Raw genomic sequence first — 13,480 nt, forward strand, 5'->3', positions numbered from 1 at the left:
TGAAACGATCACGGCATCGCGGGATAGAATGATCATGGGCTGAAAGATCGAGGTACATTTAGATCGCTTGCGGTCAGCCGAAGATCCTGTTAGTCTAGCTTTATTGACATATTCTCGGTCGCATAGCATGCGCCGGACGTGACTCCCGTTGGGGAGCGCGTTCGGCGCTTTTTGTTTGGGCTGGATGATGGGGGGATGAGCTTGTTTGGAGATAGCGGAGAGAATTGTAACAAGGAGTGGAAGAGGTACCGAAAGTGGCGTCGAATAGAGCATTCAACAAAGTTAAATTCATAAGAATGCGTGAAGCACACGCTGCCGTCTCCTTGGAGAAGACGGCTTTTTGATTCTACTTTTTATTTTCAGGGAGGTAATAAAATGGCTGTTCCAAAAAAGAGAACCAATGATGTAAACGGCAAAGCTGCTGAGGTAGCGGCGTTTATCGATCGGCAGCGGAAATCCGCGACCGGACGGCGGCTTGAGATGCTTCAGCGCGATCTGAGCGGCACGATAAAGCTGTTCACCGACATTTTACTTCCCGTGTTCGGAACGCTGGAGGGTTTTCATTTGGAATATGAGATCGTCAGCGCCAGCGGCGTTAAGATCTATGCCGACGTTTACTATGAGCCGTTAGGAATCATCTTCGAATGCGACGGGTTCGTTCCCCACGTCGAGATGATGACGCGAGACCGGTTTTCTTTCGAGCGACAGCGGGTCCGGACATTTACGCTTGGCGGATATTTATATGTGCCATTTGGTTGGGACGAGATGGATAAAAGGGCTGATGCCTGCAAGCGAGCGGTATTGGAACTGTTAGGCAAATATGGGCGCGCCGGCAAGGGACTTCTCGATCTATCCACCGACGAGCGAGAAGTGATCCGTATGGCTGCGGATCGGACTTTTTTCACACAAAGAGAAGTACGCGCTTGGCTGAAAGTCCGTGAAGAAAAAACGAGAAAGCTGATGAAAAGGATGTTAGCCAACGGCTTGATCGACAAAGTTGGCGGAGGGGACAAGCGTGGTCATGGCTATGCATTGAGCGGCAAAGGCGCGGATTTGTTGAGAAGAAGATGATGGTTGCAGGCACCATAGGCGCGAGAGGGACGGAAGCGGGAGTTACCTCGAAAAACAGCGTAACTGCGGTCTATGGAGGCTGGAAAGCCCAGAGTTACCTCAAAAACAGCGTAACTGCGGCAATTGGAGTCATGGAGCCCAGAGTTACCTCGAAAAACAGCGTAACTGCGGCGCGGGAGGCTCGAGAGCCCAGAGTTACCTCGAAAAACAGCGTAGCTGCGGCGCGGGAGGCTCGAGAGTGCAGAGTTACCTCGAGAAACAGCGTAACTGCGGCGAATGGAGTCCCGGAGCCCAGAGTTACCTCGAAAAACAGCGTAACTGCAGCCACGCCCCCCTCATATCGCCCGATTCGTGCCGCTTACTTGCTTGCGGTGCCGGGTTCCCCTATAATAATCAGTAATTCAACGCAAAATCGTCAAATGCGACGATGGAGACAAGTAAGCAGCGCCTGCCTGATCAGGGAGGGGACGCCTTGACTGAGAGCGTGCCCGAGGAGAAGAGCTGCCGAAATTCACTCCGGAGCAGTCGCTTGAACGCCGCAGCGCAGCGCGCTAGGCCAGTAGAGTGAACCGGGAGCGGCCCGTTACGCCGTTCGAGCGGGAATCCTTCTTGTCCATGCTGCCATTCGGCGGCGGGCAATCGGTTTCCAATTAGGGTGGTACCACGGTCCTTTCGTCCCTTTTACGGGGAGGAAGGGCTTTTTTTGTCGGCTGCGATAAGGCAAGCCGTTCCGAATGACCAAGCGATAAAGGAGAGTGGCATCATGAAGGACCGGTTGGAGGCGCTGCGCGCGGAAGCGCTGGCGCAATTGCAGGAGGTGGCCGATGCCGGCCGTCTGAACGACCTGCGCGTGCATTATTTGGGCAAAAAAGGCCAACTCACGGAGATTCTCCGCGGGATGGGCGGTCTTAGCGCCGAGGAGCGTCCGGTCATCGGCCAAGTCGCCAACGACGTGCGCGGAGCGATCGAGGCCGTTCTCGCAGACAAGCAAGCCGCCTTCGACCGCGCCGAGACCGAGCGTAGGCTGGCCGCCGAGACGATCGACGTCACGCTGCCCGGCAGGAGCGCCGCGGCAGGCAGCATTCATCCGCTCACCAAGGTGACGCAGGAGATCGAAGACATTTTCCTCGGCATGGGCTACACGATCGCGGAAGGTCCCGAGGTTGAGACCGACTACTTCAACTTCGAAGCGCTGAATCTCCCCAAGGACCATCCCGCGCGCGACATGCAGGACTCCTTCTATATCACGGACGAGATCCTGCTCCGCACGCACACGTCCCCGGTGCAGATACGCACGATGAAAAACGCGGACGGCGCCACGCCGCTCAAGGTCATCTGCCCGGGCCGGGTCTACCGCCGCGACGACGACGACGCGACGCACTCGTTCATGTTCCACCAGATCGAAGGACTGGTCGTCGGTCCCGACATCCGCATGAGCGACCTCAAGGGGACGCTGCTGCAGTTCGTGCAGGCGATGTACGGGCAGCAGGTGCAGATCCGTCTACGTCCAAGCTTCTTCCCGTTCACCGAGCCGAGCGCCGAGGTCGACGTCACCTGCACCCAGTGCGGCGGACACGGCTGCCGGATGTGCAAGCATACGGGCTGGATCGAGATTCTCGGCTGCGGCATGGTTCATCCCAAGGTGCTGGAGCACGGGGGCTACAATCCCGAGGAAGTATCCGGTTTTGCCTTCGGCATGGGCGTCGAGCGGATCGCGCTGCTGAAGTACGACATCGACGACATTCGTCATTTTTACAACAACGATCTGCGGTTCCTCGGGCAATTCGCCCGCATGTGACGGCCCCGGGGCCGTATTCAACGAAGGTGGAAAAGGAAGGAGCGGTATAACCCGTGAACGTATCCTATCAATGGTTAAGCGAATATATCGACCTCGGCGGCATCGAACCGCAAGAGCTCGCGGAATTGCTGACGCGCGGCGGCATCGAGATCGACGGCGTCGCGTCCCGCAACGCGGGCGTCACCAAGACGGTGGTCGGCTATGTGTTGGAAAAGGAAAAGCATCCCGACGCGGATAAGCTCAATGTGTGCAAGATCGACGCGGGAACGGGCGAGACGCTGCAGATCGTATGCGGCGCGCCCAACGTGGCCGCCGGGCAGAAGGTGCCCGTAGCCCTCGTCGGCGCGAAGCTGCCGGGCGACCTGCAGATCAAGCGCGCCAAGCTGCGCGGCGTCGAGTCGCAAGGCATGATCTGCTCCGCCCGGGAGCTTGGCATCAACGACAAGCTGCTCCCCAAGGAACTGCAGGAAGGCATTCTGGTCCTGCCCGCGGACGCCGAGATCGGCACGGACATCGCCGATCTGCTCGGCCTGAACGATTCGGTGCTGGAGCTCGATCTGACGCCGAATCGCTCGGACTGCCTGAGCCTGCTCGGCGTCGCTTATGAGACCGCCGCGCTGACCGGCCGGCTGCTCACGCTGCCCGAGCCGGAGAAGGCGCTGTACCCGGCGTCCGATAAGACCTCGGACGCGGTCCGCGTCGGCATCGCGTCCGTAGAGGCATGCAGCCACTACGCGATGCGCGCCGTGAAGGGCGTCAAGATCGGCCCTTCGCCGCTCTGGCTCCAGAACCGGCTGATCGCGGCGGGCATCCGGCCGATCAGCAACGTCGTGGACGTGACCAACTTCGTCATGCTGGAATACGGACAGCCGCTTCACGCGTTCGACGCGGCCAAGGTGAAGGGCGCGGTGAACGTCCGCTTCGCGTGCGAAGGCGAGACGCTGGTCACGCTTGACGGCCAGGAGCGCAAGCTCGAGCCGCATATGCCGGTCATCGCCGACGACGAGCGGGCGATCGCGCTGGCCGGCGTGATGGGCGGCCTCGACACCGAGGTCACGCCGGACACGGTCGATATCCTCCTCGAGTCCGCGAGATTCGCCGGCCCGGCGGTGCGCAAGACTTCGCGTCAGCTCGGCCTGCGCTCCGAAGCCTCCGCGCGCTTCGAGAAAGGCGTCGATCCCGAACGCGTGCTCGGCGCGCTGGACCGCGCGGCTGCGCTCATCGCGCAGGTCGCCGGCGGCCTCGTGACCGAAGGCGTCGCCGAAGTGCGCCTGGCCACGCCGGAGCCGGCGGTCATCGAGCTGTCGCTCGATCGCATTAACCGGATGCTCGGCACCTCGCTCTCGTCCTTGGAGATCAAGACGATCTGGTCCAGACTCCAGTTCCAGGCCGAGCCGGCGGGAGAAGGCGTCTGGCGCCTGACGGTGCCGACGCGCAGAGGCGACATCACGCGCGCAGTCGATCTGATCGAGGAGGTCGCCCGCCTGAACGGCTACGACCGCATCCCGACGACCCGCATCGAAGGACCGACGACGACGGGCGCCTTGACCAAGCCCCAGGCGATCCGCCGGGAGCTGCGCAAGCTGCTGTCCGAGTCCGGCCTCAATGAAGCCGTGACCTACTCCGTCACCTCCGCCGGCCGCGCCGCACTGTTCGCCGAGCTGTCCGGAGCCGCTGGCGGCATGCGTCCGATCCCCCTCGCGATGCCGATGAGCGAGGAGCGCAGCGCGCTTCGGGCGACGCTGCTGCCGAACCTGCTCGAAGCGGCGGCTTACAACAAGTCGCGCCGCAACGCGAGCACGGCGGCCTTCGAGATCGCGAGCGTGTACCATTCCGCCGAGGAGAAGCTCACGACGCTGCCGGCCGAGCATCAACGTCTGGCCGTGCTGTTGACGGGCAACCGACGGAGTTCCTCCTGGAACCAAGCGGCGGAGACTTACGATTTCTACGATATCAAAGGCATCGTGGAGCGCATCGCGCTTAGACTCGGCCTGGCCGATGCGCTGCGCTTCGAGCAGGCGAAGCCGGCGGACTTCCATCCGGGCCGAGCCGCGGCGCTGAAGCTGAAGAGCGAATCGGGCGAGCAGACGATCGGTTACGTCGGCCAGCTGCACCCCGAGCTGCAGCGCGACTTCGACCTGGGCGACGCTTACGCCGCCGAGATCGACCTCAAGCCGCTGTACGAAGCAGCCGACGCCCGTATCGTGTACAGGACCTTGCCGCGCTTCCCGTCCGCCGAGCGGGACCTGGCGGTCGTGGTCGATGAAGGCGTGCCGGGCGCGAGTCTTGCCGAAGCCGCCAAATCGGCGGCGGGCGAATGGGCAGAGTCGGTCCGCGTGTTCGACGTGTATGCGGGAGAGCGTCTTGGCGCAGGCAAGAAGAGCGTGGCGCTGGCCCTCGTGTACCGCCATCCGGATCGCACGCTGACCGACGAAGAGATCGCGGACGCGCAAAGTTCCGTCGTGCGGGCGCTGGAACAATCTTTCAGCGCGGAGCTTCGCAAATAAGCAGGAAACGGCGCAAAGCGCAGCGAATACATCAGAACGCGATAAGCGGGCTGAGCGATGTTCGCTGCGATTTTGCTTAAGATGGAACGTGGGAGGAATAACCGTGAATGCTGACGACAAGACACGCGTAACGGTTGACATATACGGCACGCAATACACTTTAACCGGACATTCCAGCAGCGAATATATGAAGCGGGTCGCGCTGCTCGTGAGCGATCAGATGCACAAGATCGCGAGCGGGTCTCCGCGCCTCGATCTCGCCAGGCTCGGCGTGCTCGCGTCGGTCAACATGGCGGACGAGCTCATGCGCATTCGCCGGGAAAACGAGCGTCTCCTTCACGAGGAGGTCGAGCGCAAGCGACTGTCGGCTGAGATCGAGTCGATGCTGGCCGAATGGGACAAGCAGAAGGCGGAAAGCGCTGCGGCGCTCGAGGCCGCGTCTCGCGAATACGCCGACAAGGAAGAGACGCTGCGTCTGAGCGCGGAGACGGCGATAGCGGATGCGTCCTCCCGCGCGGACGAAGAGCGCGAGCGGCTGCGCGTCGACCATCAGGCCGAGCTGGACCGCATCCTTGCCGATCATGCGGCCGAGAGCGAGCTCTACGCCGAAGAAGCGGAAGCGCTTAAGGCTGCGCATGCGTCCGAGCTCGAGCGGCTGCGATCCGCGCATGCGAAGGAACTCGAGAAGGTGACGTCGGCGCATGCGGCCGAACTCGCGAGGATGAGGTCCGCGCATGCGTCCCAGGTAGATGAGCTGACGATCTCTCACATGTCCCAGGTGGAGGAGCTGACGAACGCGCAGAGCGCCCGCGTGGACGAGCTGACGATTGCGCACGCGTCCGAACTGGAGCGGGCGACCGCTGCCTTGCGCGCGGAGCTGGATGCTTCGGCCGACAAGCACGCGTCCGAGCTCGAAGCCGCAGCCGCCGCGCATCAAGCCGAGCTCGACCGGCTGCTGGCAGACCGGGCGGCCGAGTCCGAGCTGTACGAGGAAGAGACCGAGGCGCTCAAGGCGGCGCATGCGTCGCAGCTGAGCAGGCTTCAGGCGTCCCATGCGGCGGAAGTGAGCAGCCTTCAGGGCGCGCACGCCTCCGAGCTGAACCTGATCGAGGCGGCGCACGCTTCGGAGCTGGAGCGGGAGCGCGCAGCGCGAGAGTCCGAACGCGAGGCGGCCCTTACGGGACACGCGGCGCAGCTCGGGGAACTGCAGGACCGGCACGAGACCGCGCTCGCCGAAGCGTCGGAGAAGCATCATGCCGAGCTGCGCAAGATGCGCCAGGGCTACGAGGAAGAGCTCGCCCTGCTGCTCGAGGGCAAGCAGGAAGAGCTGCAGCGCCTGACGACGGAGCTCGAGACCGCGCTGCGGGAACGGGAAGAGATTAGGTCGCGGCTGCAGGCGTCCCTCGACGCCGCGCTGCAAGCCGGCGAGGACCGCGCCGGCGCGCTGCAGGAAGCGCTCGACGCCGCGCTGCTCGAGGGCGAGGAGCGAGCTCGCTCGCTGCGCGAGCAGCATGCGGAGGAACTGGCCAAGCTGGAGTCGCGCTATGGCGAGGAGCGAGGGCTGGCGATCGCGGCTCACCGTTCGGAGCTGGAAGCCTTGACCGCCGGCCATCTGGCCGACCTGGAGCGGCTCAGCGTTGGCCACAACGCCGAGCGGGACGAGCTCCGGCTGGAGCTTGAGCTCGAGCGCGAAGCGCGCGAGACGGAGCAGGCGAGCGCCGCGCGGCAGCTGGACGAAGCGCTGGCAAGCGCGGCGGCGGAGCGCGACGAGGCGGTCGCCCGCCTGGAAGATGCGCTGGAGCGTTCCGCTGCCGCGCGCGAGGCCGCGATCGCCAAGCTGCGCGCCGAGCATGCGGGCGAGCTCGATCGCGTGCTCAAGGAGAGCCGCGGCGAGGCCGAGCGGCTGCGAGCCGCCCATCGCGAGGAGCTGGAGGCGGTCAAGCGGGAAAGCCTGGATGCGCTGGAGGCGGCCAAGGCCGAGCTCGGAGGCGAGCTCGATGCCGCCAAGGCGGCGGTCGAGCGGCTGCATGGGCAGCTCGCGGAGCAGATGTCCGCCGCTCGGCAGGCCGTGGCGGCCGCCGAAGCGGACTTCGACGAGGAGCGCAGGGGTCTGATCGACGAACGCGAAGCCGCCGCGCAAGCTGCCGAAGCGGCGAAGCAGGAGCTGGGCGCGGCCCGGGACCAGTGGACCGAGGAACGCGCGCGGCTGGAGGCGAAGGTCGAGCTTGAACGCACCCAAGCCGCGGTCGCGCTCGAGGAGCGGCTTCGGGAGGCGGGCGAGCAATTCGCGCTCAGCCTGGCCGACGAGCGCGAGACGGCCGGCGAGCTGTTGGATACCGCCGTGCTCGAAGCGACCGCGCCGCTTGAAGCGGAACTTGCGGCAGCGCGGCAAGCTGCGGGCGATGCCCGCCAAGAGCTCGAGCGGCAGCGCGCTTCGAGCGCCGAGCTGCTCGATCGGGCGCGCGCCGAACAGGCCGAGGAGCTGTCGCGGCTGCAAGCCTCGCGCGACGAAGCGTTGTCGCAAGCCCGCGCCGAACGCGACGAAGCGTTGTCGCAGGCTCGCGCAGCCCACGAGGAAGCCATGGCGCAGGCCTGCGCGGAGTACGACGCCGAGCTGCGCCGGCTCGCCGCGGAAGCCGAGGCGGGAGCCGCATCGGGGCGCGAGGCGCTGGAGGAAGAGCTGCGCATGACGCAGGAGCTGTACGAGGCCGAGCTGAGGCAGGCGATCGAGAGCCGGGACGCGGCGCTTGCGGCCGCTCGGGCGGCTCGCGCGGAACTGGAGGACGCGCAGGGAAACCGGGTGGACTCGGAGCGCGAATGGCAAGAGCGGGCGGCGCGCCTGGAATCGGAGGCGGAGTCGCTGCGCGCTGCCGCGCGGCAGCATCAGCAGGCTGCGGCGGAGCGGGAAGCATCGCTGCGCGAAGCCGAGAAGGCTGCGGCGGAGCGCCTTCGCGACGAAGCCGACGCGCGCGAAGCGGCCGAACGCGAGGCGAACAGGCTGAAGGAGCTGGCGGACGAGCTGGGCGAGCGCGAGTTGATCGCGGCCGACGCGCTGCGTCAGCTTCAGCGGCGGGCCGAGGACGCCGAGCGGGAACGCGACGGCGCGTCCGAACGGCTGGCGGCGCTCGAAGCGAGGCTGCGCCAGGCGGCGAGCGAGCAGCAGCGGGAGCGCGAGTCGCTCGGCCGGGTGGAGGAAGAGCTGCGGTCCGCGCGCGAGCAAGCGGCCGCGGCGGCGGCGCTGCAAGCGGAGCGCGACGAGCTGGCGCTTAAGCTGGAGGCCGGCAGCGGCGGTTCCGTCGCTGTCGCTTCCGACGAGGCGGAGCGCCTCGAACGCGAGCTCGCGCGCATCCGGGAGGAGCACGAGGCGCTCAAGATCGAGTACAACAAGCTGCAGATCGAATACAACGAATGGATCGACATGCTCGAGGAGCATACCTGAAGACAGGGCCTAACCGGCGCTGCATTCAAAAAAATCGCCTTTCCATACCGGCGCTAAGCCGGAGGAAGGGCGATCTTTTTATTCGACGACGAGCTTAGCCTGCATCGACAGATGGCCTTGACCGCATACGATGCTGCATTTGATCGTATAAGTGCCGGCGGCCAGCGTCGCTACCTTCGATTTTTTTCCGTTGCTCAGCTTGACGCCGGCTTTCTCGATCTCGACGCCGTGCGCGCCTTGCTCGTTCTCGAGCATGTAGCGGATCGGCGTATCCTTCGGAACCCTATATTCGGTCTTGTCGAACTTCCAGTTGGTGGCCCGGATCACCAGATCCTGCGAAGCGGCGGCCGTATCTTGCTCGGCGGCGTTGTCGTTTTTGCCTCCGCAAGCGGCCAACATTCCAACCAGCGTGAGCGCGGCCAGTACGGCGGTCCATTTTTTGCGCATCAGATGAGTTCCCCCCTGTCCCTAATTGCCGGGTATGATCGGACATGCCCTGGCAAGGCTATCATATCATATCCGTTCGGGGGGATGGAAACGAAAGGAAGCTCCCGCGGCGCCGTCGGCCTTCTCGCGAAAAAACCTCGCAAGCTCCGTCCGGAGCTGCGAGGTATCGGAGACGACGCCGTTTAACCGTACGCCGTTCGCCGATCAGTTGTGACGTTTGCCGGCCTTGTACGGATTGCCGATCGGGATGAACAGGTCGATGATCCCGATGACGAGCGCCGCGAGCAGAGCGCCCAGGATCGAGACCTCGATGCCGCCGACGACGAACTGCGCGAGCCAGATGACGAGCGCGCTGCACAGGAAGCCGACGATGCCGCGTCCGAACGGCGTGACGTTCTTGCCGAAGATCGCTTCGATGATCCATCCGAGCAGCGCGATGACGAGCGCGAGCAGGAGGGCGCTCCAGAATCCGCCCACCGAAAATTGGGGTACAAGGTATCCCACGATCATCAGAATGATCGCCGATACGATAAAGCGTACGACATGTCCTAGAAAATGCATGACTTGATTACCTCCCGTCTTGGGGCTGTCGTCCGGCGGGACCGCCGGCCATACAGATATTGTATCCCGTATTCCCGCCGGTTATTACGAGCCGTAATGCAAGCGCAGCCGCCATCGGATATAATGGAGGGCGAGAGGAGTTGGCTCAACGCCGTGAACGATAAGGCGCTATATACATTGGAATACGATAAAATCGGCAGCCGCCTGACCGAACTCGGGGAGACCTCGCTCGGCAAGGAACAGGCCGCGCTGATCCGTCCGTCCTCCGACCTGAGGGAAGTGAACAGGCGGCTCGATACGACTGCGGAGGCCGTGCGCGCGATGGACGTCAAGGGCGCGCCTCCGTTCGGAGGCGTCACCGACGTGCGGCCGGCGCTCGGCCGCGCGAAGCTCGGGGCCATGCTGATCCCGTCCGAGCTGATGGATATCGCCCAGTTCATCATGGGCTCGAGGCGCATCCGCAAGTACGTGTCGACGGTGTCCGAGGAGGCCGATATCCCGCTGCTGGAGGATCTGTGCGAGCCGCTGATCGACGCCAAGCAGCAGGAGGACGAGATCCGCCGCTGCATAGACGAACAAGGCGACGTGATGGACGGCGCGAGCGCGGAGCTGGCCGCGATCCGCAGGGAGATCCGCACCAACGAGAGCCGCGCCCGGGAGAAGCTCGAGGGCATGGTGCGTTCCTCTTCGGTGCAGAAGATGCTGCAGGACGCGCTGATCACGATGCGCGGGGACCGCTACGTCATCCCGGTCAAGGCCGAGTACCGCTCGCACTTCGGCGGGATCGTGCACGACCAGTCCGGCAGCGGCGCCACGCTGTTCATCGAGCCCGAGGCCGTGCTGCAGATCAACAACAAGCTGCGCGAGCTCAAGCTCCGCGAGACGCGCGAGATCGAGCGCATCCTGCGCCAGCTGTCGGAGAGCGTAGGCGTGAAGGCCGAGCTGCTCATCGGCGACGCGGAGGCGCTCGGCTACATCGATTCGATCTTCGCGCGCGCCAAGCTGGCCGACCGAATGCAGGCGACCAAGCCGCAGATGAACGGAGAGGGGCGCGTGCGCCTGAAGCGGGCCCGGCACCCGCTCATCGATTCCAAGAAAGTCGTGCCGATCGATATCGAGCTGGACGACGACCATTCGGCGATCATCGTGACGGGACCGAACACGGGGGGCAAGACCGTGTCGCTCAAGACGGTCGGTCTGCTGAGCCTGATGGCGATGTCCGGTCTATTCGTTCCCGCCGACGAAGGTACGATTCTGTGCGTCTTCGACGGCATCTATGCCGATATCGGCGACGAGCAGAGCATCGAGCAGAGCCTGAGCACGTTTTCCAGCCATATGACAAACCTGATCGGCATGCTCGGCCAGGTAACCGGCCGCAGCCTCGTGCTGCTCGACGAGTTGGGCGCGGGTACCGATCCGGCGGAGGGCTCGGCGCTCGCCATCGCCATCCTCGAGCACCTGCACCGCTTGCGCTGCAGACTGCTGGCCACGACCCACTACAGCGAGCTGAAGGCGTACGCTTACAGCCGCGACGGCATCATGAACGCCAGCATGGAATTCGACGTCGCGACGCTGAGCCCTACGTACCGGCTGCTCGTCGGCGTGCCGGGCCGCAGCAACGCGTTCGCGATCGCGGAGCGGCTCGGCCTGCCGCGGTCGATCATCGACCGGGCGCGCGGCGAGGTGTCGGACGACGAGCTCAAGGTCGATACGATGATCGCTTCGCTCGAGCGGGATCGCCGGACGGCGGAGTCCGAGCGCCAGCTGGCGGAGCGGATCAAGCGCGAGGCCGAGGAGCTGCGGCTGAAGCTCGAGGAAGACCGCGCCAAAATGCAGGATCAGCGCGTGAAGCTGCTCGAGGACGCGCGGGAGGAAGCGCGGGTCCAGGTGGCGAAGGCGAGGCGCGAGGCGGAGGAGATCATCGCCGAGCTGCGCAAGCTCGCGCTGGACGAGGCGGCGAGCGTCAAGGAGCACAAGCTCATCGAAGCGCGCCGCAGACTCGATGACGCGGTACCGGATCCGGTCGCGAAGCCGCGCCCCGCGGCTTCCAAGACCGCGAAGCTCGGGCCCGGCGACGAGGTCCGGGTCTACAGCCTGGGCGGCCAGAAAGGGCATATCGCGGAAATTTCCGGAAGCGACGCCTTCGTCCAGCTCGGCATCATGAAGATGAAGGTGCCGCTCGCCGATCTCGAACCGGTCAAAGCCCCCAAGGACGCGGCGGCCAAGAAAACGCAGCCCGTCGCGGCGGGCGCTACCTTGAAGCGCGCAGCCTCGGACCAGATCCGCACGGAGCTCGATCTGCGTGGCGCGACGCTCGACGAGGCGATTATCGAGACCGACCGTTTCCTCGACGAGTCGTTCCTGTCTAATCTGCATCAGGTCTATATCATCCATGGCAAAGGAACGGGCGCGCTGCGTACGGGCATCCAAGAGTTCCTGCGCAGGCACAAGCACGTGAAGAGCTACAGGCTCGGCAATTATGGCGAGGGCGGCGCCGGCGTTACCGTGGCGGAGCTGAACTAGCGTTAGGAGCGTTCCGCATGAATGAGCCAAGTGCCATCGATCGACTGCTGTCCCATCCGATCGTCGCGATCCCCGCCTATTTTTCCGTCGGGATCCTGATGCTGATCGTATGCCTGTATTGCTTCGAGCGGGTGACCAAGTACGAATGCTGGCCGGAGATCCGCCGAGGCAACATCGCGGTCGCCATGGCGACGGGCGGCAAGATATTCGGCATCTGCAACATCTTCCGCTTTTCCATTCAATCCAACGACAGCATTTACGAGAGCATGCTATGGGCGGGCGGCGGGTTCCTGCTCTTGCTGGCCGCCTACCTGCTGTTCGAGTTCGTCACGCCGGTATTCCGGATCGACGAGGAGATCGGCAAGGACAACCGCGCGGTTGGGCTGATCTCGATGCTGCTGTCCGTATCGCTGTCTTACATTATCGGAGCGGCGGTCACGCTCGGCTGAGCGCGCCGCCGCGGGAGGTTTCATATGAAGTATTTATGGGGAACGCTGTTCGCCCTTGCGGCCCTTTTCTTTATTCTGGGCGTCGTCTACATGATGAGGGAGGGTTAAGACGTGGCTGCCAATGTGATCATCTGCCCCTGGTGCCAATCCGAGATTATACAGGAGGCGGGCGAGGAACCGGACAAGTACTGTCCGGTGTGCGACAACGAGCTGAGCGGGTATCGCACGCTCCGCTTCGGCTTGGGCGAGGAAGAGCCCGCCGAGGACGAGGAGGAGGAAGACGAGGCGCCGTTCGGCCGCCCGGTCCTTCGCGATCTGTCCGAGGAGGACCTGGAGGGCCTCGGCCTGGACGTCGACGAGGATCTGCGGGGCAAGGACGAAGCGCTGCTGAAGTACGAGGACGCGGTCGAAGCGATCCTCGACGAGCAGGAATTCGTGCCCGAGTGTCCGCAGTGCCGCGAATACATGCTCGAAACGGGAAGGCAGACCGTGCAGGCCGCCGCATTCGCTCCCAAGCGCTCCGAGCGTCTTCGCGGCGGAGCGATCCTCGAGGCGCCGTTCTCGATGACGCTATACATGTGCCCTTCGTGCTTTACGATGGAGTACGCGCTGTCAGAAGAAGACCGGAGCCGGATCGGCGAGAACCTGAGCCGGGATCTAGATGCGGAAGGCAAGTGATTCGCGC

The 13,480-nt window shown here is 64.1% G+C and carries 9 protein-coding genes and 1 other annotated feature; of the genes, 7 read left to right on the forward strand and 2 right to left on the reverse strand.

Annotation, left to right across the window (positions count from 1 at the left end; genetic code table 11):
* Positions 1-375: 375 nt before the first annotated feature.
* The 4 genes from PQG80_RS06355 to PQG80_RS06370 all read left to right on the forward strand — a co-directional run bounded on the left by PQG80_RS06355 (position 376) and on the right by PQG80_RS06370 (position 8,815).
* Complete coding sequence (locus tag PQG80_RS06355; RefSeq protein ID WP_271750382.1) at positions 376-1,071, forward strand: hypothetical protein; 696 nt, start codon at positions 376-378, stop codon at positions 1,069-1,071.
* Between the two features lie 415 nt (positions 1,072-1,486).
* Positions 1,487-1,754: a binding site (T-box leader), on the forward strand.
* Positions 1,755-1,834: 80 nt separating this feature from the next.
* Positions 1,835-2,869 (forward strand): phenylalanine--tRNA ligase subunit alpha, encoded by a 1,035-nt coding sequence (pheS, locus tag PQG80_RS06360; protein ID WP_271750384.1) that lies wholly within the window; start codon positions 1,835-1,837, stop codon positions 2,867-2,869.
* Between the two features lie 53 nt (positions 2,870-2,922).
* Positions 2,923-5,376 (forward strand): phenylalanine--tRNA ligase subunit beta, encoded by a 2,454-nt coding sequence (gene pheT / locus PQG80_RS06365; RefSeq protein ID WP_271750385.1) that lies wholly within the window; start codon positions 2,923-2,925, stop codon positions 5,374-5,376.
* 103 nt (positions 5,377-5,479) lie between these two features.
* Entirely contained in the window at positions 5,480-8,815 is a 3,336-nt protein-coding gene (locus tag PQG80_RS06370) for a cell division protein ZapA (protein WP_271750386.1), read from the forward strand.
* A 78-nt stretch (positions 8,816-8,893) separates the two neighbouring features.
* Here the strand turns inward: PQG80_RS06370 and PQG80_RS06375 are convergent, their stop codons facing one another.
* Both PQG80_RS06375 and PQG80_RS06380 read right to left on the reverse strand, forming a co-directional pair.
* Positions 8,894-9,262, reverse strand: a complete 369-nt coding sequence (locus PQG80_RS06375; protein WP_271750387.1) for a cupredoxin domain-containing protein — start codon at positions 9,260-9,262, stop codon at positions 8,894-8,896.
* A 204-nt stretch (positions 9,263-9,466) separates the two neighbouring features.
* Positions 9,467-9,823, reverse strand: a complete 357-nt coding sequence (locus PQG80_RS06380) for a phage holin family protein (protein WP_271750388.1) — start codon at positions 9,821-9,823, stop codon at positions 9,467-9,469.
* Between the two features lie 153 nt (positions 9,824-9,976).
* On the opposite strand from PQG80_RS06380, the gene PQG80_RS06385 reads away from it, so the two are divergent.
* From PQG80_RS06385 to PQG80_RS06395, 3 genes are all read left to right on the forward strand, one after another.
* Positions 9,977-12,346 (forward strand): endonuclease MutS2, encoded by a 2,370-nt coding sequence (locus PQG80_RS06385; RefSeq protein ID WP_271750389.1) that lies wholly within the window; start codon positions 9,977-9,979, stop codon positions 12,344-12,346.
* Between the two features lie 17 nt (positions 12,347-12,363).
* Positions 12,364-12,795, forward strand: coding sequence for a DUF350 domain-containing protein (locus tag PQG80_RS06390; RefSeq protein ID WP_271750390.1), 432 nt, complete (start codon positions 12,364-12,366; stop codon positions 12,793-12,795).
* 111 nt (positions 12,796-12,906) lie between these two features.
* Positions 12,907-13,473 carry a hypothetical protein gene (locus PQG80_RS06395; RefSeq protein ID WP_271750391.1) on the forward strand — a complete coding sequence of 189 codons (567 nt, stop codon included), beginning with the start codon at positions 12,907-12,909 and terminating at the stop codon, positions 13,471-13,473.
* The last annotated feature ends 7 nt before the right edge of the window (positions 13,474-13,480 follow it).

The sequence above is a fragment of the Cohnella rhizoplanae genome (genome assembly GCF_948329515.1).
Lineage (GTDB): Bacteria > Bacillota > Bacilli > Paenibacillales > Paenibacillaceae > Cohnella > Cohnella rhizoplanae.

Bases quoted from the DNA above. Each gene is read 5' to 3' on its own strand.
- PQG80_RS06390 (WP_271750390.1), top strand. From the start codon at position 12,364: ATGAATGAGCCAAGTGCCATCGATCGACTGCTGTCCCATCCGATCGTC.
- PQG80_RS06380 (WP_271750388.1), bottom strand. From the start codon at position 9,823: ATGCATTTTCTAGGACATGTCGTACGCTTTATCGTATCGGCGATCATT.
- PQG80_RS06375 (WP_271750387.1), bottom strand. From the start codon at position 9,262: ATGCGCAAAAAATGGACCGCCGTACTGGCCGCGCTCACGCTGGTTGGA.
- PQG80_RS06355 (WP_271750382.1), top strand. From the start codon at position 376: ATGGCTGTTCCAAAAAAGAGAACCAATGATGTAAACGGCAAAGCTGCT.
- pheS (WP_271750384.1), top strand. From the start codon at position 1,835: ATGAAGGACCGGTTGGAGGCGCTGCGCGCGGAAGCGCTGGCGCAATTG.